This window comes from Terriglobales bacterium (assembly GCA_035651655.1).
Lineage (GTDB): Bacteria > Acidobacteriota > Terriglobia > Terriglobales > Acidobacteriaceae > DASRFG01.
In genome coordinates, this window is the sequence record DASRFG010000026.1 from 134,875 (window position 1) to 160,010 (window position 25,136).

Consider the following 25,136-nt stretch of genomic DNA (forward strand, 5'->3'; position numbering starts at 1 on the left):
CCGGCTCTACCGCTTGGTGATTGCGGTGTGCTCGAGCTCCACCCGCGCACGCAGATGTCCGGGATCGCGCTGTAAAGCTTGCTGAAAATAGCTCGCGGCAGCAGAGTCGTGCTCTTTTAGCCGCTCTGCTAATCCGGCAGCGCAGAGCTCACTGGCGGTTGCGCTTTCTGCCTTGGCGGCATTTTCCAACTCGACAAAAATTCTATCGGCTTCCTGCTGCTTACCCAGCCGCAGCAGAGCCGCTGCGCGAAACGATTTCGGCACACCCGTTTCCGCTCCCGCTTCGTTCGCTGCGCTTTGCCATGCCAGCATTGCCGCGTCCTTGTTCCCTTGCGCGCTCAGCGCCTCGCCAAGCCAGTAATTGGCCTCAGGGTCTTGCGCACCATCGGGCTTGCCCACGCCCAGGTTCACGGGATATTCCAGCGCTGCACGAAAGCTCCGTTCGGCGAGCTCGTAGTTTTTTCCTGCCAGGGCCTGCCGGCCGCGCTCGATGGCTCCCAGGACATATACCTCATGCGCACTCTGGCCACCTTCCCACGGCTTAAAGCGATGGTCCTTCAGCAGAGCAAGGGCTGCATCGGAATTGTGTTGCTCTATCAGCAGCACAGCCCGTCGCAGGCGCACCGTGTCACGATCCAGCACTTCCTTTGGCGCGCTCGCGTACAGACTTTCCCGTTGCGTTTTGTCGCCGAGTTCGGAATAAATCTGGTCCAGGTCGTTATAGAGCCGATATTGCTTTGGCGCCAGTTGGATTGCCTTGGCGTAAGACGCGGCTGCGGCTTGCCGATCTGCTCGCACATGCCAGGCCCAGAAGCCAAGATTTCGCTCCAGAACGGAATCGTCGAATCCCGCTGCCCGCGCCCTTTCCCAGGATTCAGCGGCGTTCTGGTGACGCCCTCTCGCAAAGAGAAAATTGCCGAGCAGAAAATGTGCATGGGCGTCTTTCGGATTATGTGCCAACGTTTCGCTGAGCACTTCAACGTCGGAAAGGCGATGGGGGAAGACTTTCGAGTAAGGCGCCGCTGCGGCCTTGGCGGCAAACTCCTTCGCCTGTTCATCATGCCCGCTCTTCCAGGCATTCGAAGCCAAATAGCCATTAACCAGCGGAGAGTCTGAAAACGTGTGAGCCGCGTATTCAAGTACCGCGTTCGAAGGATCCAGGTCGCCGAGATCGCGATACCAGGCGGCTACGCTCAGGTAAGTCTCAACGCTGGTGTGCGGAATTAGAGCCGTCCCAGTGCGAAGCGTTAGTGGGCGTCGAGCACCGGAAGTGTTCCTGAGTCGTTCCTGTTCCGCTACCGCAAAGGGCAGGAGAGGCGCAAGAACCAGCGCACGTCCCACACTTTGTTGGGCCTCTTCGGTCCTGCCAGCCAGACGTAGAGCTACCGCGAGCTCAGTAAGAGCGAGTGCATCGTCGGGGTTGTAGCGGAGGGCCTGTCGCAGCAACCGAGCCGCTTCTTCATAACGCTTCTGATGAGTAGCAATTTCGCCCAACTGGGTCAGCGAGGGTGCAGGCGGTCCACCGAATTGGATGGCAGACCAGAAGGCCTCCTCGGCCCGCGTCCACCGGCCTGAACCACGGTGGATTACACCCGCAGCATAGTAAATTCCGGGATCGGCGCTGTCGCTCTCGAGGGCCCGTGCGATCCGTTTCTCGGCAGCAACAAAGTCGGCCGCACGGTAATCACGCCAGGCAAGTTTCAATAGCGCGCCAACGTGCCCCGCATCGCGCTCCAGAACTTTTTTGTAAATCCCGGCCGCTGTTTCAGTGCGCCCTTCCTTTTCTTCGTGCACCCCATGCAGAAAAAGCTCGTCCACCGGCTGATTCGGCCCGGCTTCCTTCGGGGGATGAACTCCGGCAGCGGGAGTAAAGTCCGGGTTGCCGTCAAGCGGGTCGACAGCCGACCAGCGCAGAAGCGTGTCGCCGTTTTCAGCATTAACTTCAACTACCAATTCTTTTTTTGCCGACTCCACACTCGCGACCGGCACCGACAATTTCGCTGCATTGCCCGCTTTCAGATTGCCGAGGGCGACCTCGCGGACCAATCGTCCCCCCACTCGGACGCGCAGCTTCGCCCCTTGCAAGTTGACAACCGGGTAGAGGGCCAGCTCAACCCGTGAGGGCTTCACTTCGCCAAAATTCACGTTCAAGGCAAGCTCATTCGTGGCCTCCACGAAGCCTCCGCCCAGTCCGCGCACCGGATACCAATATTCAGTCCACGATTCCACTCGCCTGGGCGACAGAAATTCCTGGCTCAGCTGTGTCTCATACCGGCCACTCTGGATTTCGTTGTAGGGGCCGTCGGCATCGGTCAGGAGATCAGTCCAGATCAAGCCATCATCCGCCGTACCCCAGCTCCAAATTTTCTTGCCTGGTACCTCATGGAAGTCGGCAACGTGCACCACGCCGTAGTCTGAATCGTGGTAGTACGCGCCGAAGAAACTTCTTTGCACCTTGGTTCCGAACAGCGAGGTGGGATGGCGGATGTTCTTGTACCAGCTGTAATCAACCCCGTTCCACACCGGGTAGCTCCAGATCTCAGTCTCCGAGTGCGGATTGGCCTCTCGCATCGGATAGATGAATTGCATGTCTTTGGTCGCCGGCACGCCCGCGTTGGCCCAATACCAATAAAGCTGCGGCAGCGGCGTGTCATTAAAAAGGGTGACATGCTGCTCCAGGCGGGCGCGCCCCGGACGCAAAGTGAGTGCCACCTCCCAATGCATCTCTGTAACCAGGTCGGTTCCGCCGACAATCGCTGTTGAGCTGCCGTCTTTCTCGTGCGTAAGCTGCGAATCAACCGGTGACACGGTCACCATCGTATGCCCGTTGGGAAAATTGAACTCGATCCCACCGGAGATCCACGCCCCGCGAAGCGCGACCAATCCATACTTCACAACCTGGTTCCGATAGAAAACTTCTCTCCGCGCTACCTTGTCGAAGACCGAGTACACACGACCGCCGAGTTCAGGCAGGATGATGACCTTGAGGAACTCATTTTCGAGATAGATGGCGCGGTAGGCTTTCGGCTCGCGACGATCCGTAAGATCGTCGAGCATAGTATATGGATATACGTCGTGGCGGTCGCTCATTTGAAACGGCGGATTGGGATCTTCCTCGCCTAGAAGATACGTGGGCAGCTCGATTGTGCCCTCCCATCCGCGAACCGGAGAGGTTTGTGCCCAGAGAGGACAAACCAGAGCCACAGCAACGAACAAAACCGCGAGATTTCGTTGCAATTTCATAGAGTGATGCCCGACCTAAGTGCTCAGAGCGCCTCGCAACACGTCGTGAAGGCGCTGGGCAACGATTCTGTCTTCACCGGGTTGCAGCATCCACACACCCACGACGATGGTGTTAGCGCCTCCCGGCAATCCGGCGCTGGCGGGAGGGCCACCCGTGGAGGGATTCAGCTCAATCCGTGGATTTCCCTGGCGCATTTTCTGCATGACTTCGGCGCCGGTGATCTTGATCTTGTTCTGGTCGTAGGTAATAAGTAGGTGAGGAACGTGGTTGGCAACCGCAGGAACAAAGATCTTAGTCTCGATGGTCGGCAAAGTCTTCAAACGCCCGGCGATCCGATCGGCGCGCCGGCGGAACTCCGCTTCCATGGCGGCATCATCCTGACTCAAGAACCAATCCACCGCAGCCACCAGACCTACAATCTCCTCTTTCGCCACTTTCATTCCGCGGCCGATGGTGTTCGAGTTTGGCGAATTGTTTTTTCGGGCTGCTTCGATCAGGTCTTTTCTACCCAGCAGCAAACCTGTACATTGCGGCCCGCGCAGACCTTTGCCGCCGGAGAAGGTCACCAAGTCGAATCCCATCTGGGTGTAATTCCAAAGATTGGAGATTGGGGGAACATCCGCCGCTGCATCATTGAAACAAGGCACCGCGTGCTGGTGAGCTACACGTACCCAATCTTCCCGGCTGATCTGACCTTCACCGGCATTAAAAAAGTGGGCCATGACGGTCTTGTCCGTGAAAGCCTGCCGATACTGGTCGAGAGTTTCAACTTCCACAAAGCGAACTCCCGAATTTCGGACGGCATGATCGTATCCATAGCGATGCGTCTTCTGGATGATGACCGCGTTTTTAAGCCCATTCATATCGGTGGGTATGCTGACGATTGCCGAATTGTTGCCTACCGTCACGCAAGCGGCCGTTCCAACCACAAGCGCCGCCGCCGCGCCCGACGTCACCAGGGCGGCCTCACATTTCAGTCGCTTTGCCAGATATTCGCCCGAAGCATTGAGCAGTTCTTCAAGGTTGACCGGTTGCCGCGCAGCCTGCGCTATCGCGGCCTGGACTTCGTCGGGCATGGTGGAAGCAGAAAGGATGGTGTAGGTTCCAGCCGCGTTGATGAAGGGCGTTATCCCCAGCTTTTGGTAGTAGTCCACAGCTTTCGTGCTGGCGCGCGCCTTGTCTTTGGCGTGCAGAGCCGAACCACCGCAGAGTGCTGCGCCACCTGCGACGATCACTTTAGTACCTGTACCCAGAAGCTTGCGACGGCTGAACGTCTTCGCCATTTAATCCTCCACTATTAAACGTAATGGCGCCCGAAGCGCAGCCTCATTCTCGTGGATAATCATCCGCTTTTGCCTTTGGAGAACTACCCAGAGCCGGTGTAGTGAAATACTGCGGGCGCGCTTTGTCCCATTGCACCATGCTCAGTCCTGAAGGATCGTGCACAATTCGGCCGGCCCGCACCGTCATGCGCGGCACTAGCTTGACCTTTCCATCCATTCGGGCGTAACCACAATCAATGTAGCCAAAATTCCCGTGGAGTTCCTCGAGGACCGCAATGTCTGCATCCCTCCCCACGGAGAGCGACCCTAGTTCGGGCCTGCCAATCTCGTGCGCTGGGTTGACCGTGGATCGTTTGATCAGATCATTCAATGGCACGCCCATGGCAAGAAACTTCGACATCACTTCGGTCATGCTGAGAACTCGGTAGTCCCCGGTATGCAAATCGGTGGACATTGAATCCGGGACAAAACCCTGCTTCATCGCCGGTACTGCATTGCGGAACCAGAAACTGCCCGCCCCATGGCCAACATCGAAAATGACTCCGCGCGCACGCGCTTCGGTCATGATTGGGTTCAGCTTGCCGTCCGGAAGAATAATTGGAAACTGCTGTGCGAATACGTGCGTATGGATGTCGCCCGGCCTTGCTTTTTTGAGGATCAGTTCGGCGTAGCTCCTCTCCGGGGGACGAGGCCAGAAGTCGAACATCACGGGCACGTTGGCGGCTTTAGCGCATTCTTCTGCCCGGTCCACCGCAGCCCAGGGAGTGTGTTCCGGATCCCAAGGATCCTCCGTCCAGTAATGCGCTGTTTTGACACCTATAAGAATGTCAGGATATTTCCGGATGGTCTCAGCGCATCGCTTGGAATCCATCTGATCTACCGTCTGCTCCAATCCACCATTCATGCCATTAGCAACAATATTGAGGAACGCCAAAACTCGTACTTTGGCATGATCAATGATCTCCGCCTTTTCCAGAGCGAAGGTATCGGCGCCCGAAGTCCCCGCGTCCACTACCGTGGTCACGCCTGATTGCAAGGCAATGTCGGCCGGCAGACCGAGTGGCGCCTCATGGGAGCGGGCCTCTGCGGAGAACCAATTAATGGGCGCGCCACCATGGCCCACGTGAAAGTGAATATCAATCAACCCTGGCGTAACGTAGAGGCCCGAGACGTCCACCACTTTTCCAGCCTGACCAGCCGGAATTTCCTTTTGCACGGCAGCGATCTTTCCACCAGAAACGGCCACATCCATCAGCCCATCCAATTGGTTAGCGGGATCAATGACGTGACCGCCCTTTAACAGCAAATCGTAACGGGGTGCCTGCGCATTCGCGCTAATGCAGCAGCCGAGTGCGACGGCAAGTGGTAAAAGCGCGAAAGCCAGTTTCGTCCTTTGCCGCATGCGGACCTCTTTTTTATTTTGAAGACCGCAAGTTTATCGGAGCAGAGGCGAGATTGTCATCCTTTGATCCTGGCGGAGTATTCCGGGCGGCCATATCCTGATTGTTGTTCTAGAACAACTGCTTATCGCTTGAAAAACTCACGAAGTGTAGCGTAGCCTTAGGCTTCTTCTCGCACCCGCATTTTAGCTCGGAGCTCATAATGGACCGTCGTACCTTTGTGAAGGGCGCGTGCTGGGGAAGCGCCGGCCTGTTCTTACATGGGCTTGATCCGACAGTTCAAGGCGAGGTCTCCCTCCCCAAGCCTCCTCCCATTGAGGTTCACGGGCTCCCGCACGGTAAACCGTCACCACTGGGAATGCCGGGATTGTTTCCTGGGCGCGTAGTCGAAATTTCAAATCCCACCTCGATTGTGCGCAATCGCGTCTCGCAACCGGTAGTGCACCAGATGCTTGAGCAGGGGATGAAAGAACTCACAGGCGAGAGTTCAGTTACCGCAGCGTGGGCAAAGTTTATCGGGCCCAAAGATGTTGTCGGAATCAAAATCAATCCTTCTGGAACGCCCGCGTGCTGCTCGTCGCCGGAAATCGTGCGAGAGATTATTTCTGGCGTGCAATCAGTCGGCGTCCCCGCCAGCAGCATCACCGTGTACGACCGCTACGCATACCAACTTGATATTGGCGGCTACCACACCCTGCTTCCTACGGAAGTTAACGTGGTGGGCATTCGTGATGACCTTTCGGGCACAGTCGGCTACGATCCGAATGTTTACTGTGAAGCAAATTTCTTCGGCGAGTGGGAGACGCGTTCATACATGGCCGGTATTGTGGCTCGCCGCGTCACAAAAATAATTAATGTTCCCACCATGAAGGACCATTCCGCCGCGGGCGTAACCGGTTGCTTGAAAAATCTGGGCTACGGAACTTTCAATAATGTAGCTCGCTCCCATCGAGCACCGTACTCCTTTACCGAACCCCTGATCGGCATCATGTGCTCGGTCGAGCCGTTGCGTTCGAAAGCTGTATTGCACATCATGGACGGCATGCGCCAGGTGTGGCACGGCGGGCCGCTCACTCAGGTCCAGGATTTCATTCACCAGGCCGGCATTCTCCTGATCGGCACCGACCCGGTTGCGATTGACACTGTCGAACTGGAGATGATCGAGAAAAAACGGAAGAAAGAAGGGGTGCCGTCGGTCTGGATCCACGATCCCAAGAGCATCACGGAAGATTCTGAGGAGTTCTATCACAACCCGCACAAGAATCTGTTCTATCGGCGGCCGGGCCACATCGCAGCCGCCGGAAAGCTCGGCTTAGGTGTTGCCGACCCGAAACAGATTGAACATCGTCGAATCGGACTCGGCACTGCGTAATGCAGCACTCCTCCAAAGTGTCTCCCCCCACTGAGGCAGATTGGCCAACGCTACTTAACGACAACCTGCGAAGCGGAGGACAGGGGATCCGTGGTGCGCGCGCGCCAAGCCGGGTCAAATGGCAAATCCGCGTTGGCAAATCCATTCGTTCTGCTCCCCTGCTGCGTGGCGGAGTTTTGTACGTGACTTCACTGGGCGGAGGCCTCCACGCCATTGATGCTCAAAGCGGGAGGCTAAAGTGGGAATTTCGCGTGGCGGACCAGGTCCATTCCACGCCGTCCTTTTGCGGGCAAAATGTTCTGTTCGGTTGCGACGACGCAAAGGTCTATGCCGTTGATCGCGACTCCGGCGACAAAACCTGGGAAGTTGTAACCGCGGGAGAAGTCTGGGCGTCGCCGGTTGTGCATAATGGAATACTTTTCTTCGGCAGCGCCGATGGGCGGATGTACGCGGTGGATCCCCACACCGGCAGTTTACGCTGGACAAAGGACCTTCCTGGGCGCGTCTATTCCACCGCCTACGCCACCAATAAGCAACTCTATTTCGGCTGCGGCGATGGCAAGGTTTACAGTCTCGACTTCGCATCCGGAAAAATCCTGTGGAGTACTCCGACCGGCAACGGCATTGATTCTTCGCCGGCAGTGGTCGGCAACGCGGTCCTGATTGGCTCTGAGGATTTTTTCTTTTACGCTCTCGATGCAAACCACTGGGGCGGTGCGCTGGAAATATGAAACTGGCTTGGGGATTGCATCATCGCCGGCAGCATCCGGCGACCTTGCCGTGGTCGGGAGCAAAGATGGGTATCTCTACGCGTTCGACATCCCCACCGGACAGTTGCGCTGGAAAACGCAGGTCGGCCAGGTAGCAACGGCTCCGCCGGTCTTTGGGGATGGGTTCGTGTGTATCCAGTCAGGCGGAACCCTCGCTTTAGACGCCGGTTCTGGCCGCGTGTTGTGGAGAGCAGGCCTGGGTGGTTCAGTACAGTCAGTCCCTGTGCTGACCCGTGACATGATCTATCTGACCAGTGGCGATGGAGAGGTGTATGCATTGGAGTAAGAGCAGATTCATCATGGGCCCGGCCCTGCTGCTATTTACGCTCTCAGCACTCGCCTCAGATGTCGCCACTCCCCTTCACAAAAAGAAATATGCCATGGGAACGGTGTTTGAGATTTTGACCTACGACACTTCCTTGCCCCATGCCTCCGAGGCCATCGCGCTAGCGTTTCAAGAGATCGTTCATCTCGACAACATTATGAGCAATTACAAACCCGAGAGCGATTTGAGCCGCCTGAACCGCGCCGCTCACTTCCACGCTGAAGCCGTACCGCCGGATTTGTATCGCACGATCGAGAAATCCTTGCAGTATTCCAAACTTTCCGGAGGCAAGTTCGATATCACGGTGGGGCCGCTGGTCAACCGCTGGAAGGCGGTAATGCGCGGCGAACCTGCTCCTTCCACGGCGGAGGAACAACAACTTCGCACTTGCATCGGGTATGAAAAGATTCAGCTCCTTTCCGACAATCGCATCGAGTTTCTTTCTGAATGCCTGGAAATAGATCTGGGAGCAATCGGCAAAGGTTATGCTGTTGACCGCGCAGCCGACATTTTGCGTGCCCATGGCATTCGCAACGCCTTGATTAACGCGGGAGGAAGCACGATCTACGGAATGGGCTGCTCTCCCGGCCAGCCAGGATGGCTGGTAAATTTGCGCGACCCTTCGCAGCGGCTCGATCCCCAGATCGTGCTCACGGATAACAGTGTTTCCACCTCTGAGCAAACGCCGGCGAGCTTGCTTGGCGCAAGATCGGCAGGGCACATTGTTGATCCGCCGAAAGGCGAGCCGTTAAAGACGCCTTTCGCAGTGAGTGTCGTTGCCAAGACCGCGACGGCGTCCGATGCTCTTTCGACAACTCTGTTGCTGGTGGGCCCGCAGGAGGGGAAGCGAGTAGTGAAGAACACCGCGGAAGTGGCTGCGATCTGGATATCGGCGGATGGTCAGACAGAATCCGCCAGCAATGGGCCACAGATTGTGCTGGGCCGCATGAGGCACGGTACTCGCAAAAGCGAAGCTGCAGGTCTGCGCTAACTACCTATGCGCCTTTGGAAAATAACGCTTTTGCTACTTTATCTCCTGCTGGCCTTGTCAGCCTGGGGCAGAGTGTTCGTGCGCTGGAGTCTTGCCGATGTGCCTTCAGCCGAGTCGCTGGGGGTACGCGAGCTCGTAGTTCCGTCGGACGCAAGGTCTGCCGCGCTTATGGAAAGCGCCCGTAATCATGGCTATCACGTTTACACGAACGTTTCCCTGAAACAGGCTTCGGAGGCAGCAGAGTCCGTAACTAAAAACGGGCTCAGCGGGATCATCCTCGATCCCGGCGAGGCCGATCCGGCGCAAGTGGACGAGAGCCTCAGAGCTCTGCGTTCACGCTATCCCAAGCTCGTATTTTTGTTGCTCGATACCAATGGAAAACAGCCGGACATGCGCGGGCAGACCGTCACCAAACGGGAGGGCATACTGGAAGTTTCCAGCCCTACCGCTCAACCGTGGATTGATTCCAATCTTGCACTCGTGAGGTTTGACCAAACTTTTCGCCCTGGCCAGCTTCCGGTGTATAGCTTCCACTGGGACCTCTCCGATCCGCTGCAGCGTGAACAAGGCCCCAGCGCGGAGGATTACTCGCTGGCGGTGGCGGAGCAGGGCGCATTTCACGCCGATCTTGTTTTGGATCTACACGAAAAACTCCAGAAGGACTTGCTGCGGAATGACCAGCACGCCTGGGCCACATGGAATCGCGTGAAGAAATACATCAGCTTCTATTCACATACTGGCGACCAGCCGCGGCCCCGAGCCAATGTCGCCGCGGTAATGAGCGATATGGAAACCTACTACGAAGCCATCAACCTGATGGCCCGCCACAACATTCCATTCCGCGTTTTGCGCCCTGAAGATTTAACAGCCCGCAACCTCAATGGCCTGGAGATGCTCGTGGTATTCGCGCCAATGAATGTGGAAGCAGGCAAGACAATTGCCGAGTTTGCAGCCTCAGGACGGAATGTGGTCCTCGTGAATTTGCGTGGCGCATATCCCTGGCACTCCGCCACTCCTATCAGGACCGGCAAGCGATCGGTCGCGTATGAATTCGGCAAGGGCCGCATCGTTGAATTCTCCGGTCCGATTACCGAGCCCGAAATCTTTGCGCAGGACGTTCGCCGCTTAATGGATCGGAACAAAATGCTGATCACTCTCTGGAATGCACTAACTACGCTTGCCGTCCCGTACCGCAGGGCGGACAGCCGCGAGACAATCGTGGAGCTCGTCAATTACGCCCAAGAGCCGCTCGATGTACAGGTACAGGTTGCCGGATCTTTTTCCAGCGCTCAGTACGACAGCCCGGAGCGCGGCTGCTGCCAGTCACTGAAAACGACGCAGCGTGGCGGCTTCACCGAATTTGTTGTCCCAGAACTGAAGATTGCCGGCCGTATCCATTTGCGGCCCACAGCCCCCCGGTCCGACACAACTCCGCAAAGGTGAACCCCATGAGAATGCACAGATGGCAGGTGATCGCATCAATATTCGCAATTGTTATTTTCCTCGTCTTGTCGCCGTTTGCGCAGGCAGGAAACAAGCGCACTGCGAACACGTCCTACCAGGTTTTTGTCGGCACCTACACCGGGCCAACCAGCAAAGGAATTTACGGCTTCCACTTCGATCCAGCGACAGGTCAAGCAAGTTCGGTAAATCTCATCGCGGAGACCACAAGCCCGTCGTTTCTCGCCATTGCTGCAAATCATCGGTTTCTTTACGCGGTCAATGAAACCTCGGAGTACCAAGGCCAGAAGACGGGTGCCGTCAGCTCTTTCGCCATTGATCCGAAAACCGGCAGGTTGGCTCTCTTGAACCAAGTTTCGTCGCGTGGTGCGGGCCCCTGCTACATCACGCTCGATAAAACTGGCAAGCATGTTCTTGTCGCGAATTACGATTCCGGCAGTGTGGCTGTTTTTCCTGTACTTGCGGACGGCCGCCTTGGCGAAGTGTCAGCAGTTGTGCAACATACGGGACACGGCGTTGATCCCGAACGCCAGGAAGCCCCTCACGCCCACTCCATTGAGCTCTCGCCTGATAATCGCTTTGGGGTTGCGACGGATCTGGGCTTGGATGAGCTGCTCGTTTACCGCTACGACCCAATCAACGGGACATTGGCGCCGAACCATCCACCCTTCGCCAAGGTCGAACCCGGGGTGGGTTCACGTCACTTCGCCTTCCATCCCAGCGGCAGGTTCGCGTATGTGATCAATGAAATGTCTTCCTCTGTCACCGGTTTTTCATACGATGCGAAGCATGGCAGGTTCAGCAAACTGCAGAGTATTTCGGCGCTGCCGAAAGGCTTTACCGGCCACAGTGACGCTGCTGAAATCGAAGCGCACCCTTCAGGAAAGTTTCTCTATGCTTCAACGCGCGGGCCCGACAGCATCGCCGTGTTCAGGATCAATCCCAAGTCGGGCAAGCTCGCACTCCTCGAAACTGTTCCGACCGGTGGCAAGACGCCCCGCAATTTTGCCATAGACCCCAGCGGCGCCTATTTGTTTGCGGCCAATCAGGAGTCCAACAACATTGTCATTTTCCGAATTGATCCGAGGACTGGCCATCTAACCGCCACCAGCAAAGTTATCGAAGCACCGGCGCCAGTCTGTCTGAAATTCTTAGCCGTCCAGTAGCTGGCGGGGTACTCGGACAAGACTTTTGGAACGTCCGAGGCCTTACGCGCGTTCTCTTACCTACAGGGTGCGCACTCCAACCTCATCGAGGTGTGCCAGTAGATCGGCGGGATCCTGATAAACACGGTAAGCCCCAGCCTGTTGGAGTTCTTCTTCTCCATAGCCCCCAGAAAGTAGTCCGACGCCTAGAGTGCCGGCCCGGCGCGCGGCCAACAGGTCCCAAACACTATCGCCAACTACAATCGCGTGTTGGATAGGAACCCGCAACCGATCAGCCGCCGCAATAAATAAATCCGGATCGGGCTTCGCCCGTTCGACCTGGTCTCGTGTTATCACCGGAATCTTGGGTTCGACGCCCAGTCGATCCAAGCTGGGCTTTGCACTCTCCAAACGTCCGCTGGTCGCAATTGCGTATCGGACCCCTGACTTGCTGAGCTGGCGCAGCAGTTCACAGGATCCCGGCAGCGGCTGAATATCGCCGCGATAACGAGCGTAAGCCATGGCATGCCGCTGCTGTAGTTCCTTTGCCTGTTTCGGGCTCACGCGGTGACCAATTTCCCGCGCCAGAGCATGCGCCAGCAGGCCCCCGCTCATGCCTATTTTCCGGTGAATTCGCCAGACAGCTAATGAAAGTCCAAGGCCTTCGAGTGCCTCCCGCCACGCTAGGACGTGCTGGTAAACGCTGTCAATTAGCGTTCCATCCAGATCGAAAACAAATGCCGGTGTTTGGCTACTCGATGTTGGCCGATTTTTTTGAGCGGAAGATCTTGCCGGTAGAGTCATGATTTGAAACCTATCCTGCAAACGCCACGACATTCGGTGTGCGTGCAGAAGTTACTGATGAGTCTAGTGAGATGCCATTGCCTCAAATGAAGCTCGCAAGCTTACGTCCTAGTCCAAAGTAGTAGATACCCTCACCGTTCGGTGATTGTTTTCGCAATCGCCTTTTCTCGGGTTAATGGAATTAGAGGCCTTACTTCGATGCCACCCTTGTTTTTCTTCATCTGGGGAGCACGATAGATGCTTCAAGCCCTACAAGAGGGGGGTTGATGACTGAATTTCAAACTGACCATTCCGAAGTCTGCCCTGATTTGCACTACTGCCGCAAAGTTTTTGCCGAAACAGCCGACCAGCACGGAGTTCAAAGCTTGCATCCAATTTCCGGATGCGCGGCATATTCAAGATTGGCATTTCGCTATTCTTAGTTTTGGCGGGCTTGCACGCTCAGGAGGCGCTCCCTCAAGCCTCTCCGAACACCCAGTCTCCAGTGACTCTCCCAGAAAGTTCAGAACGCTCGAGCTCAAGTGGCCAACCACTCGCTTTTGACCAGGGATTATCAGTAATCGCGGCGGCCCTTGAATATGGCCATCATCATCGCAAGCATCTGGATTGCTCCCACCTGGTGCACGCCATTTACCAGGCTGCCGGTTTTGATTACGCATACTCCCCTTCTTCGGTGTTGTACGCAGGCTTTGACGCTTTCGAACCGGTTGCTTATCCGCAGCCCGGGGACATTGTCGCATGGAAAGGTCACGTCGGAATCATGGTCAATCCAGCGCAGCACGCCTTCTACAGTGCGTTGCGCACAGGAAAGGGAGTTGAACGTTATGACTCCCCCTACTGGAGAAAAAGAGGACATCCCCGTTTTTACCGGTATGTCTTACCTCCTCGCGATTACGCGACAGAAGCCCACGCGCACTGAGTTCGTTCGTGCGCTCAACCTGGCGTTTGTCTAATGCGGAAGCCTGGCTCTCCGTTATGCCAAGCCTATTGGGCGGCAAAGGTAGACGTCCCGGCCCCAGCTGGTTGAGAGCAACCGCCCGATTCACACTGCGATCATTCCATCAGCTTCGCCAACTCCGATTTCAATAGTGCGACGATTGTCTGCTGAGGATTTTCGCCCACGATCACGCGTCGGATTACGCCTTTTCCGTCAACCACCACGTAGGTCGGGAAACCGCGTACCCCGAATGAATCGCTCAAGCCATGCCCATTGTCCAAAATTTGCGGCCACTCCATCTCCTTTTTCGCAATGAAGTCGCGCCACCTCTTTTCATCAGAGTCAGCGCTGATACTGATGACCTCCAGCCTCTCGCGCGGGTACTTCTTTAACAACTCCTTGATTTGGGACACCGACTCGCGGCAAGGCGGACACCAAGTTGCCCAAAAATCCAGCACCACTACCTTGCCCGCAAAGCCAGCGAGGGCAATCTTCTCCCCACTGGCGGTAGTAGCTTCAAATTCCGGAGCATAGTTTTGCCGGCCCCGATCGGGATTGGCAATAAGTTTTCGTGCCAGATCTGCCCCTGCTCCAGAAGGCTCCAATTCCAGGAACCTGGCCAATTCCTTTGTGCCTTCAGCGTCTTGTGAGTTCCTTAGAAGCGCCAACCCTAAATCCAAATGGGCCCGCGCGTAATTGCCATCCGCCTGCTCGGCACGGCGATATTCCTCCAGTGCCTGGTCCATCTTCTTCTTATTGTCGGCCGACTGCATAAGGGCGTCGCCCCACAATTTATGGGCCTGCGCCTTGTAGTTCGGTACCGAAGTGCAAGAAATGGCTTTGTTGCAGTTCTCTAACACGTTGTTGAACTCACGCATATGCAGGTAGGCCGCGGCCATAGCGACATAACAGACATCGCATTTTTGGTCTTTCAGTTTATTGGCTGCTTTCAAATCGGAAATCGCCTGTTTGAAGTTCCCTGACTTAAGCTCCGCCAGCCCTTGATTGACTTTCTCTTCAAAGCCACTCTTTTCAGCAGCCATCAAGGGGGTCGTCACGAAGATAAGGGTTAACGCGGCAACTCTTGCTCGCATGCTCACGACTGGACCTCCCGGGGCGCTGTCTTTGTCTATCCCGCCTGCAGCAGCAGTGGCGAAACATACTGCCGACCACTCCATGCTGTCAATAGTGTTTGTTATTCCGTTCTAGCTTGAGAACAGCGGAACCTCCCATTTACAAAACAATGGCATTTACGGCAACGCCGTTCCATAGGAGGCTAGTTTTAATGGGCAGAGTTGCCCTTTGTGCATCCGACTTCCAGTTCGTGGTGCGGCAAACAACGAGAACTCTGGAAAGAGGTGAGGAATCGGTTCAGGAATAGAAACGACTGGGAGATGCACTTCACGGGGCTAGAACGCAGTCACTATGCGCCGGCGGTTTTCGCCTGGGTTTGCAAGACGGGCACAGCAGCTCTGGTCGCGGCGAGGCGAACACAGTTGCGGCCTTCCGCTTTGGCTTTGTACAAGGCAGTATCAGCTGCGCGCAAAAGCGCGTCGGCTGTGATCATTCCTGATTCATTGTCATTCAGAGCGGACGCTCCTATGCTTACGGTCACACGAATGGGTCCGGCTGAAGTAAACACCGGCGTACCCGCGATGCGCGTCCGCAGCCGTTCGGCAAAGTTCGGCAGACCCTTGGCGTCCAACTCCGGCGATATAATTAAGAACTCCTCTCCCCCGTGGCGCCCAGCTGCGTCGTAGGCGCGTACCGCGCCTTGCAACCGCTTGGCCACATCACACAGCACTACATCTCCAATCTCGTGGCCGTATGTGTCGTTAATTCCCTTGAAGTGATCTATGTCTGCCATCATCACACTGAGCGCATGCGGAACACGGCTGATCCGCGACAGCTCTCGATTCAGAAAGTCCAGTATCCCCGCCCGGTTCCATATTCCCGTTAATGGATCGTGGGTAGCTTGAAAGCGCAGGTGGTCTTGGGCAGCGATCAGGTTTTCTTGCAGTTGCAAGATGCGACGTCCGGCGCGAAGCCGGGCTTGCAGCTCATTAGCGTCGAAGGGCTTGGTCAGGAAATCATCCGCGCCTGCCTGCAGACCCGCAACCAGGTCGTGTTTGTCGGTCTTGGCTGTCAACAGGAGCACGTAGGTGTAATGCGAGGCCCCACGACTCCGCAGTCGGCGGCACAGCTCAGGCCCATCCATCCCCGGCATCATCCAATCAAAAATTGCCAGCTTGGGCGCGCCGGGTGCTTCCAATATCTCCCATGCCTGGGTTCCAGTCGTGGTTATCAGCGGGTAATACCCCCAGCGTCCCAGCCACATTGTCAACATGGCGCGGAACATAGGATCGTCTTCCGCCACCAGAACGGAAACGGCTTTTTCGTCAGTCTTTTCAAACGGGGCAGCAGTTCCGCCATGAATGTCGGACACCGTCATTGCTTACTCCTCAGTTCCCTGATCTCAGGTAGCATGAATTTTTCGTAACAGTCAGGACAAATACCATGGCTGAAAATCGCGGCTGAGTGCTCGCCGAAGTAAGTTTCCAGCTGCTGCCAGTAGTCATTGTCATCGCGGATACGCTTGCAGTAGGAACAAATAGGTAGCAGCCCCTGAAGCTGATTGACTTTGGCGAGAGCAGTTTTCAGTTCTTGCACCTGACCAGAGAGGGCGGTTTGCAACTCCACGATGCGCTGCCCAACCCGCACCCGTGCCAGCAACTCCTGTGCATGGAAAGGTTTTACGACAAAGTCGTTGGCCCCGGCGTTAAATCCGGTCACTACATCATCCAGGTCGTTTCTGGCGGTGGCGATCAAGAGGTAAATATTCTCCAGTTCCGGAACAGAACGTATCTTCTTGCAAAGCTCCACCCCGGTGAATATGGGCATTTGCCAATCAAGGATTGCCAACCGCAGTAATGGATTTTCATTTAAGAAATCCCACGCTTCACCGCCGTCGTTCGCGAACACCAGCTCGTACTCGCGGCCTAGCAGTGCGCTAAACATTCGGCAATACACCGGATCATCATCTGCGATCAGCACCTTCACACGGGCACCTCGAGCAGTTGCTTGAGCTCAGGCTCCAAGCGCGCCAATTCAACCTCAAGAAGTCGCAGCGCCTCATCCACGGCTGCAGCATCCTCGGCTTTCAGGTCCTGCCGTAAGCGTTCCACTTGCGCCAGGGTGGCCTCCGCCGCCAAGCAACTGGCTTCGCCCTTCAATGTGTGCTCGGCCTCGCGGGCGACTGCGTAATTGCGCGCGGCCACAGCGTTGCGCAGATTGACCAGGGTCTTTGGATATTCCCGCAGGAAGATGCCGGTGATCTCCCGCAGCAACTCTTCGTCGCCGCCCACCCGTTTTAGGGCCGTCTCACGCGACCAGATCGGCGGCCCTGCGATTGCGGGCGCCGCCTCTACCGCCGGTGCCACAACCGGAGGCTCGGTTCCGCAGAACCGATCAAGTTCTTCTTGTACTCGTTCCAGGCTTATCGGTTTCGAGATATATCCATCCATACCGACCTCCAGACAGCGCTCGCGGTCGCCCTTCAGGGCGTTCGCAGTCATAGCAACAATGGGTAGATGAGCACCCGAGGACTGCTCGCGGCGCCGTATTTCTTGCGTCGACGTGAGTCCGTCCATCTGCGGCATCTGCATATCCATGAACGCCAGGTCGAACTGCTCCGCTGCGGAGAGGTCGAGGGCCTCTTTCCCGTTGTTGGCGATGGTGGTCACGTGCCCCATTTTTTCCAGTACACGAACCATCAACTTCTGATTGACCGCATTGTCTTCCACCAGCAGAATCCGTAGCTTGCGTTTGCCTTCACGCAATGTGTGTCGCGTCACCAGCGGAAGCGGCTCCGCCTGTGAGCGCGCCATGACCGCAAGCTGCATCGCCAGATGCAGTTCTGAGCGGCGGATGGGTTTTACCAGATATGCGGAAATCCCCAGTTCACGGCACCGCAGTGCGTCACCTCGTTGTCCCTCCGAAGTCAGCATCATCACCACTACTTGCGCGAGCGCGGGCTCAGCCCGGATACGTTTCGCGAGCTCGAATCCATCGAATACCGGCATACATACGTCACTCAGGACGATCCGAAATGGCTCGCCCTTGGTGAGTCCCGCACGCAAGGCGTCGAGAGCTGGCTTCACCCCCGGCACGGCCACCGGGTGCATCTCCCAGCCCCGTGCGTATTCAAGCAGAATTCTGCGGTTGGTTTCGTTGTCGTCAACGATGAGAACTGACGTACCTCGCAGGTCCGCCGTCTTGTTCAGGTCAGCCCGCCGCACCTTCGACAGCCCGAAGTGGGCAGTGAAACAAAATGTGCTGCCAACCCCCTCCTCGCTCTGCAGCCAGATACGGCCCTTCATCAAAGTCACCAGGCGAACGCAGATGGCCAGGCCCAGTCCCGTGCCTCCGTATTTGCGACGAATGCTGTTGTCCGCCTGCACAAACGCCTCAAAGAGCTGTCCGCGTTTCTCAGCCGGGATACCGATGCCCGTATCGCTGACCTGGACTTGCATTTCCATGCTCTGTTCCGCCCGGCCCGACTCTTTTATTTCCAGAACTATTTCGCCTTTTTCCGTGAACTTTATTGCGTTGTTCACCAGGTTGGTGACAATCTGCCGCAGTCGTCCCGGGTCACCCACCAAAAAGTCGGGTACGTTGGCATCGATCCGGTATACCAATTCAAGGTTTTTCTGGGCGGCGCGAAGAGCTAGTGGCCGCAAGGTCTCGGCAATGCAGTCCTGGAGATCGAAATCAATGGCTTCCATGTCCAGCTTACCGGACTCGATCTTGGAGAAATCGAGAATGTCGTTGATCACCGTCAACAGGGCATCTCCGGAGCTCTTGACAATGGTGAGGTACTCGCGCTGTTCCGCAGTCAGATCAGTTTCCAGCGCCAACTCGGTCATGCCCATGACCCCATTGATAGGGGTGCGTATCTCATGACTCATGTTGGCGAGGAAGTCGCTCTTGGCGCGGTTGGAGCTCTCTGCCGCATCTTTGGCCACCATCAACTGCGTATTGACAGCCTGTAGTTCAGAAGTGCGGACCATGACCTGCTCTTCCAGGTTGTCGCGGTGCTGTTGCAGTTCCTGGTCTCGCGACTGGATCTCATCCAGCATCTGGTTGAAGGCGGTAATCAGCGTCCCGAGTTCGTCCTCCCCGCGACCCTCCGCGCGTAAAGAATAGTTTTTTGCTTGAGAAATCGAGCGGGTCGTGCCCACCAGCGCCAGAATGGGGCCGGAGACCACGCGCTGCAAGCGCGATCCCAATATAAAAGCCAGGATCAGGCACACTCCCAGCACACCGCTAACAATGGCCGCATAACGATTTCGGCGCGTCCATAGCTCACCCAGGTCGGATTCGATGTAGACCGTCCCCAGTTTCTCTCCGCCCAGGCGAATCGTCTGGAATTCCAACAGACGTTGATCATGAAAAGCACTGCCATCCGGTTGCAGATTCAAAGGACAGCGAAAACCGACACCGGCGTGACGACTGTAGAGGGCAAAAGGCTCGCCTTTGGCGGTAAAGATGCAAGCCGAAACTATGTGCGGCTCGGCACGCAATCCAGACAACACTTCTTCCGCCGCTTTGGCGTCATTAAAGCTGAGCGCAGCCGTGCTGTTGCTGCCTATAATGCCCGCCAAAATAGTGGCGTCATTGGCCATGCTGCGGCGTAGATCAAGCAGGTCGTATATTCCCACGCCCAGACATCCCAGAAGCAAAGTGACACTACTGATCGCCATAATAATGGTCGTCAGTTTGGCGCTGATCGAAACATCACGGAAGCGTCGCATGTTACTTACCTGTGCCTTCTGCCACAATGGCCCGGGCAAGCGCCTGCAATTTCGCACTTATTTTCAAGTGTTCTCTTTCCGCGGAAATAGGATTGATCTCGAAGCGCACCCGCTCCTCGTCCAAAACAAAACTGATCATGCCACCGACCTTTAAGAATTCGCGGTCTTCACCCACGGTCAGGACGGGCGCGCCTCGAAGTTCAGTCAGCAGCTCCTTCACCACTCCGCGGCCACTGATGCTGACGAACAGCACCTGACAATGCCGGGACTCTTCGGCGCTGTGAGGACGCCAGACCGCCAGCTGTCGTCCACCCACCGTACGGCCCTGGATTGTGGTTTCCAATTCACCACCAAATGGGTCTTTTCCGACTACGCAGAACCGCAACGGGCCATCGTCCGAGAAGGTGTTAGGCGGCCACTCCACGAATTTTGCGAAGTTGTACAGAAATGCCGCCTTCACCTCGTATTCACTGGCCCCAGGCGACTGGCCTGTGGCGACCTGCGCCGCTATAAACCAGATCAACGCCATTAGAAAAACGTTCCGCATTCTGAAATCTGCCGTCCTTCAGAAATGCACTGTCATCTTCAGCCGAAAGTTTCGGCCGTCCTGCACGAATGGTGGCTCCAGAAGCTGTCCAGCGGGGAAGGCGTATCTTTTGTCCAAAAGGTTGTAGATGGAAGCTGAGAGAGCGACGTGCTTCTGCACCTGTGGACTAAATAGCGTCAGATTAACGATGGGGAATCCACCCACCACACCGGCGCCTTCTGTGACCCGCAAACTCTCGTATTGCGCATCCACACTTCCGAACAGGTGTGGGGTCCCTAGCGGTGCGCTGAAGTTCAGCTTCCCCAGATGCTTCGGTGAATTGGCGAGGCCCCGGCTAGTACCACCGTTCTCTGCTTGCGTGAAGTTGTAGCTAACGCTGCCCTGCATGCCGGCGAAGCGTGCGTTTAGCTCGAATTCCGTGCCTGTGGCCCGTGCTTTTTGTGAATTTTGGAAGACCAGCAGGCCATTGGCGGGATCAAGCTCCTGCGTGATCAGATGATCAATTTTATTGTGGAAGACGGACCCGGAAATCCGATAGTGCTGCCCCAGCATTTGTTCCACAACAGCTTCGCTGCTTTGGATGGTCTCCGGATGGAGCCGCAGATTTCCTTCTGACAAACCTGCCCCCGCGTAGTACTGCTCATAAGCGTTGGGCGGACGAAACGCATCACCGAAAAGTAGTTTGACCGTTGTCTTCTCCAACGGACGATAGATCAGCCCCAGGCGGGGATTCGTGGTCCCTCCGAAGCTGTAGTAGCGGTCGAAGCGTAATCCGGCATTCACGGTAAACTTCGACGTAATTGCGAATTCATCCTGCCCGTAAAACGCCCAGTTAAAAGACGTGTGATGGCTGTTGATGAAAAGAAGGTAGGGATTAACGTCGTAGTTTACCTGGTCTTGCTGCAGGTTATAGCGAAGGTCCGTGCCAAACGTGAGCTTCTGCTTTTGGAAACTACGATCCAGCTTAAGCTCGCCTCCCGTCCACGTCCCATGCCCCAAGTCTTTGTTCAGCACCTCCGCTGGCCCGGAAACGTCGGCGGTTGCATAGACGTAAAGTGCATCGTAGCGATGCTGATCAAAAAACGTGCGTAGCGTCATCCGCCATTTATCCGCCATGGGATGTTCATAGCTGACATCTACATATTGCTGTCGGTCAATGTTCCGGGTTCGCGAATCATTGAAAACAGTATCGAAGCTCCCACATGAGTTCGCCCGGCCACACAAGTGCACTGCAGCATCTGGAATGCCTTTTTCACGGTAGCTGCTGACTACCTGCAGTGTGAATCCATGAAAACTGACCGTGCCCAGTAAGTCCCGGTACGAAGTATCGTCGGCATGCATGGCCACCCCATTGTTTGTGGCCGGACTGTTGAACTCCTCGAAAAACAGATTCTGTCCCGCGCTTTCGGAGAATGTGCCCGAAAAAACAAAATTAACTTTCCGAAACTCTCCGCCATACGTGCTCCGCCCCTTGTATGTGCCGAAACTGCCCGGCTCAAATGAGAGCTCCAGACCATGAATGTCTTTCGATTTCCGAGTGATGACGTTGACCACTGCAAAAAAAGCATTTGCTCCATACAGCGATGAACTCGGACCGCGGATTACCTCCACCCGCTCGATCATGTCCACATCCACGGCAAACTCGCTGCCGATCATGGCCTGGTCATAAATGTTGTTGTTGATCCGGTGGCCATCGATCAGGAGCAACACCCGATTGTTAAAGTCCCCCAGCCGCAAAACACCCCGTACGCCTAGATAGCTGTAATTGCGGTCATAACTTATGTAAAAACCGCGGACGCTGCGTAGGATTTCAGCCAAAGTGCGATATCCATATTTCTGGATGTCGTCATGTGTGATGACGCTGACTGAGGAAGGCGCCTCGCTCGTACTCTGCAAATGTTTGGAGGCGCTATACACCCGGATGTTCATCAGTTCTTCCAGACTGGATTCTTTTATCTCCTTCTTGTCATCGGCAATTGCCGGAGCACAGAACGCGATCACTAGCAGGGCTAGCGCGGGAAAAAGCCGCCGCCCTCCTATTTGGCGGAGCACGCAAACCGGGGCTCCGGCTTTAACGGGGTCTTCGCCGCGAACCATCCGCTCTATAGGCGATTGCATGCTGCCTCCTCGGGTGCTGGAGCATTGCCCCTTCTCCCGTCGTTTGTTGTCACCGTGGCAGGCACCAGAGCTGCTGACACCTTCGCCCGATTAAGGGCACAAGATTCCAAGTTTTTATTGTGGTGGAGGAAAGGGGCTGCTTCTCAGCTGCTTTACAGGTGGAGACTTCCGTTCTATCCCATTCCGGGCGGAGTGCTAGATCGGATACGGCTCGCCAGCGGCGTGGCGCCACGGCCATCTTCTCGGGCTATTATGAACAAAAAAAGGCGCAGCGTTAGCTGCGCCCAAGAGCGAGGAAAAACCGATTCTACAGGCAGAACACTGAGTTGCTCAGTTCTCGCCCACACCTGTGGTGCTCGTACCCCAGACCGCGCTGGTACCCCAGACCGCGCTGGTACCCCAGACCGCGCTCGTTCCCCAGACCGCGCTGGTACCCCACACGGCGCTAAGTCCCGAGTCCGTGTTCGTCCCCCAGACCGCTGAGGCGCCGGAAATGGCGTTCGTGCCCCAAACCGCCGAATCGGAATTTACGAACTCCGATGTGCCCCAGACTGCGCTGGTGCCCCACACGGCGCTGGTCCCCCACACCGCTGAATCATCTTTCACCAGATATACGTTGCCCGAGCTGGAGTCATAGCTCGCGGTCGGAGACATGGCCGTTCCGGTGGCTACATCATTGTTAGAAAGCGCGGCCGCGAGATCCACATATCCCGCCCCCACCGTGAAGATGTCGTAGTAGGACGTATAGGTCACGCCATTGATGGGATCGGTGACGCTGCTCGATTGTGGAAAGCGCTTATAGGCCGTCTTCATCAGGCGGGCCTTGACCTGGTCTGGTGTTAGATAAGGACGCGCCTGTAGCAAGTCCGCCACTGCTCCGCTCACTACGCCGGCGGCCATGCTGGTGCCATTCAGGGTGAAGTAAGTATTCGAAGGTGCCGAGCTGCCGTTGCGAACGTAGTAGCTCAGCGGAACCCAGTTGACCGGATACTCAGAACTCAATGTACCGGGGATACCAAGAGACACCAGCAGATTGCCCGGCGCAACCACATCAGGTTTAACGATGTGATCAATCGCCGTGGGCCCTTTGGAGCTGTAGCTGGCAATAAGATCGTCGGTGCGCTGCGGCGTCCCCATGGGCTTCATCGCGCCCACGGTGATTACGTACGGGTCATTCCCCGGAGAAGAAATTGTGCCGTAGCCGTTGTTGCCGGCAGAGTTGTCACGTCCCTGATTGCCCGCCGCCACCACCACCACAATTCCTGATTTCCAAGCCGCCTCTACGGCGCGGCAAAGCGGATCCAGGCGGTAGCTCTCAATGATAGGGCGGCCCAGGGACAGGTTGAGCACGCGGATGTTGTACTGCGACTTGAGCGCGATGGCTTGGCCGATGGCAGCAATTACCTGACTATCAGTGCCGTTGCCATTCGCATCCAGCACGCGGAAATTGATCAGCTTGGAATTGGGTGCGATACCCTTAAATGTCCGGTAGTAACTCGAGCCGGTCGAACTGGTGCCATTCCCGCTGATCAGTCCGGCAATATGGGTTCCGTGACCATACTGGTCAGCGCTGGTTGTGCTTGTCGGAACGAAGTTCTGGTTGTAGACGACGTCAGAGGTGCTAAAAAGAAGTCCCGTGCTCCGCAAGTCGGGAACATTGCTGATCCCGCTATCCACCACCGCAACCCCAACTCCAGTCCCCGTGTAACCCGCGCTCCACGCGTACGGCGCATTGATCGCCGGGGCTGCATTGCTCAGCAAGGTGACGAGAGGACGGTCCGGACTGATATACACCACGTCGGGCTGGTTCGAGAGTGAAACGATACTGCCGCCCGTCAGGTCGGCAACTACACCGTTTACCAAAGGAAGCACCTGGAGCAGGTTCCCAACCAGGTTCAGCACTCCGCCGACCAGTCCTCCGAGCAGCCCCCCTGAGCTCACCGTGACCGGCTGGTTGTACTGGACGATCACCCGCGTTTTGGCATCCGGCGGAAGACCTCTCAGTTCCGGTGCCAGCTTGGAGTCATCGGCAACTGCAAGCGCCGACAACAGTATCAGGAAAACGGCTATTAGCTTTTTCATATAGGACGGGTAGCGCAGGTCATGGTGCAATCCAGCTTCCGGAAGGTAAATGGCTGAGAATAATGCCGCTAAGTTCCTGAGCACGGGACAGAATGTCGCCTTGGCTGGCCCCCGGGACAGAATGGCCTACGACCGGTTCAGGTACTCCGAGCTTTTGGGAAACGAAGCAGCTTGTGCAAGCTCTGTTTCGAGCGCCAGTAGTGAACCATTGCTATAAACAACCGACACTGCCGTAACCAGGCATGGAGACCGGGCTAGGCATCAAAATGTCAGCAGTGTCCCGCAGCCTCAAACTCGCTCTTTTTGCGATGGCGCTCCTCGTGCCTCCTGCGTATGGGCAGTCACGAGGATGGTCGGCAGATGAAAGACAAGGTAGGCATTCGGCGCGGACGTTGACCACCGATGAAGGTCTGGCGGTAATCGGGGCCGCGCTCGACTTCTCGCATGAGCGCCAATCGAAACCCGATTGTTCGCATTTGGTCCACCAGGTTTACAGCGATGCCGGCTTCCCTTATGCCTATGCTAGTTCCCGCGATCTTTACCGGGGAATAGATGGATTTGAGCGCGTAACTAGTCCGCAGCCGGGAGATCTCATAGCTTGGCGCAGCCACTCGGGAATCGTAGTGAACCCATCGCAGCACTCGTTCTACAGTTCTTTGAATTCCGGCTTGGGCGTAGATTACTACGATGCCGAGTATTGGCGGAAAAAAGGCGCCCCGCGGTTCTATCGTTTTCTCACGACTCCGGGAAGATTAAATACAGCCCGCCGCTAATCTCCCGCTAGCACGTCTACGGCGGACACTCTCCGCCACATTTTGTCCGCAAGATCTCTACACGATCCACA

Annotated in this window: 19 protein-coding genes; 8 read left to right on the top strand and 11 right to left on the bottom strand. The window is 56.3% G+C overall.

What is annotated here, in order from left to right; all coding sequences use genetic code 11:
• Positions 1–6 precede the first annotated feature (6 nt).
• From VFA76_13590 to VFA76_13600, 3 genes are read right to left on the bottom strand one after another with little or no spacing between them, the layout of a single operon-like run.
• A complete protein-coding gene (locus tag VFA76_13590; GenBank protein HZR32872.1) occupies positions 7–3,243 on the bottom strand; it encodes a DUF5107 domain-containing protein in 3,237 nt (1,078 codons plus the stop codon).
• Positions 3,244–3,258: 15 nt separating this feature from the next.
• Complete coding sequence (locus tag VFA76_13595) at positions 3,259–4,527, bottom strand: aminotransferase class V-fold PLP-dependent enzyme (protein HZR32873.1); 1,269 nt, start codon at positions 4,525–4,527, stop codon at positions 3,259–3,261.
• Between the two features lie 43 nt (positions 4,528–4,570).
• Entirely contained in the window at positions 4,571–5,929 is a 1,359-nt protein-coding gene (locus VFA76_13600) for an amidohydrolase/deacetylase family metallohydrolase (GenBank protein HZR32874.1), read from the bottom strand.
• Between the two features lie 200 nt (positions 5,930–6,129).
• Between VFA76_13600 and VFA76_13605 the strand changes: the two genes are divergently transcribed.
• Genes VFA76_13605 through VFA76_13630 form a run of 6 tightly spaced genes read left to right on the top strand, consistent with a single transcriptional unit; the run spans position 6,130 to position 12,012 of the window.
• Complete coding sequence (locus tag VFA76_13605; protein HZR32875.1) at positions 6,130–7,299, top strand: DUF362 domain-containing protein; 1,170 nt, start codon at positions 6,130–6,132, stop codon at positions 7,297–7,299.
• Between the two features lie 17 nt (positions 7,300–7,316).
• Positions 7,317–8,030, top strand: coding sequence for a PQQ-binding-like beta-propeller repeat protein (locus VFA76_13610; GenBank protein HZR32876.1), 714 nt, complete (start codon positions 7,317–7,319; stop codon positions 8,028–8,030).
• Positions 7,996–8,355 (top strand): PQQ-binding-like beta-propeller repeat protein, encoded by a 360-nt coding sequence (locus VFA76_13615; GenBank protein ID HZR32877.1) that lies wholly within the window; start codon positions 7,996–7,998, stop codon positions 8,353–8,355. Before VFA76_13610 ends, VFA76_13615 begins: the two co-directional genes overlap by 35 nt.
• The gene (locus tag VFA76_13620) at positions 8,342–9,385 is read left to right on the top strand and encodes an FAD:protein FMN transferase (GenBank protein HZR32878.1); all 1,044 of its coding nucleotides are present in this window, start codon (positions 8,342–8,344) and stop codon (positions 9,383–9,385) included. The genes VFA76_13615 and VFA76_13620 overlap by 14 nt, the downstream gene beginning before the upstream one ends.
• A gap of 30 nt (positions 9,386–9,415) precedes the next feature.
• Entirely contained in the window at positions 9,416–10,828 is a 1,413-nt protein-coding gene (locus VFA76_13625; GenBank protein HZR32879.1) for a hypothetical protein, read from the top strand.
• 5 nt (positions 10,829–10,833) lie between these two features.
• Positions 10,834–12,012 carry a lactonase family protein gene (locus VFA76_13630; GenBank protein HZR32880.1) on the top strand — a complete coding sequence of 393 codons (1,179 nt, stop codon included), beginning with the start codon at positions 10,834–10,836 and terminating at the stop codon, positions 12,010–12,012.
• Positions 12,013–12,072: 60 nt separating this feature from the next.
• Here VFA76_13630 and VFA76_13635 read toward each other — a convergent pair whose 3' ends face one another.
• On the bottom strand, positions 12,073–12,828 hold the full coding sequence (locus VFA76_13635; protein HZR32881.1) for an HAD family hydrolase: 756 nt from the start codon (positions 12,826–12,828) through the stop codon (positions 12,073–12,075).
• A gap of 451 nt (positions 12,829–13,279) precedes the next feature.
• Between VFA76_13635 and VFA76_13640 the strand changes: the two genes are divergently transcribed.
• Entirely contained in the window at positions 13,280–13,714 is a 435-nt protein-coding gene (locus tag VFA76_13640; protein ID HZR32882.1) for an NlpC/P60 family protein, read from the top strand.
• A 134-nt stretch (positions 13,715–13,848) separates the two neighbouring features.
• Here the strand turns inward: VFA76_13640 and VFA76_13645 are convergent, their stop codons facing one another.
• The 7 genes from VFA76_13645 to VFA76_13675 all read right to left on the bottom strand — a co-directional run bounded on the left by VFA76_13645 (position 13,849) and on the right by VFA76_13675 (position 24,292).
• Positions 13,849–14,826 carry a redoxin family protein gene (locus tag VFA76_13645; protein ID HZR32883.1) on the bottom strand — a complete coding sequence of 326 codons (978 nt, stop codon included), beginning with the start codon at positions 14,824–14,826 and terminating at the stop codon, positions 13,849–13,851.
• Between the two features lie 329 nt (positions 14,827–15,155).
• A complete protein-coding gene (locus VFA76_13650; protein HZR32884.1) occupies positions 15,156–16,184 on the bottom strand; it encodes a diguanylate cyclase in 1,029 nt (342 codons plus the stop codon).
• Entirely contained in the window at positions 16,181–16,792 is a 612-nt protein-coding gene (locus VFA76_13655; GenBank protein ID HZR32885.1) for a response regulator transcription factor, read from the bottom strand. Before VFA76_13655 ends, VFA76_13650 begins: the two co-directional genes overlap by 4 nt.
• The gene (locus tag VFA76_13660; protein HZR32886.1) at positions 16,789–19,545 is read right to left on the bottom strand and encodes a response regulator; all 2,757 of its coding nucleotides are present in this window, start codon (positions 19,543–19,545) and stop codon (positions 16,789–16,791) included. The genes VFA76_13655 and VFA76_13660 overlap by 4 nt, the downstream gene beginning before the upstream one ends.
• A 1-nt stretch (position 19,546) precedes the next feature.
• Positions 19,547–20,092 (bottom strand): YfiR family protein, encoded by a 546-nt coding sequence (locus VFA76_13665; protein HZR32887.1) that lies wholly within the window; start codon positions 20,090–20,092, stop codon positions 19,547–19,549.
• A gap of 18 nt (positions 20,093–20,110) precedes the next feature.
• Complete coding sequence (locus tag VFA76_13670; GenBank protein HZR32888.1) at positions 20,111–22,210, bottom strand: TonB-dependent receptor; 2,100 nt, start codon at positions 22,208–22,210, stop codon at positions 20,111–20,113.
• 330 nt (positions 22,211–22,540) lie between these two features.
• The gene (locus VFA76_13675) at positions 22,541–24,292 is read right to left on the bottom strand and encodes a S8 family peptidase (GenBank protein ID HZR32889.1); all 1,752 of its coding nucleotides are present in this window, start codon (positions 24,290–24,292) and stop codon (positions 22,541–22,543) included.
• 266 nt (positions 24,293–24,558) lie between these two features.
• Between VFA76_13675 and VFA76_13680 the strand changes: the two genes are divergently transcribed.
• Entirely contained in the window at positions 24,559–25,065 is a 507-nt protein-coding gene (locus VFA76_13680) for a hypothetical protein (protein HZR32890.1), read from the top strand.
• The last annotated feature ends 71 nt before the right edge of the window (positions 25,066–25,136 follow it).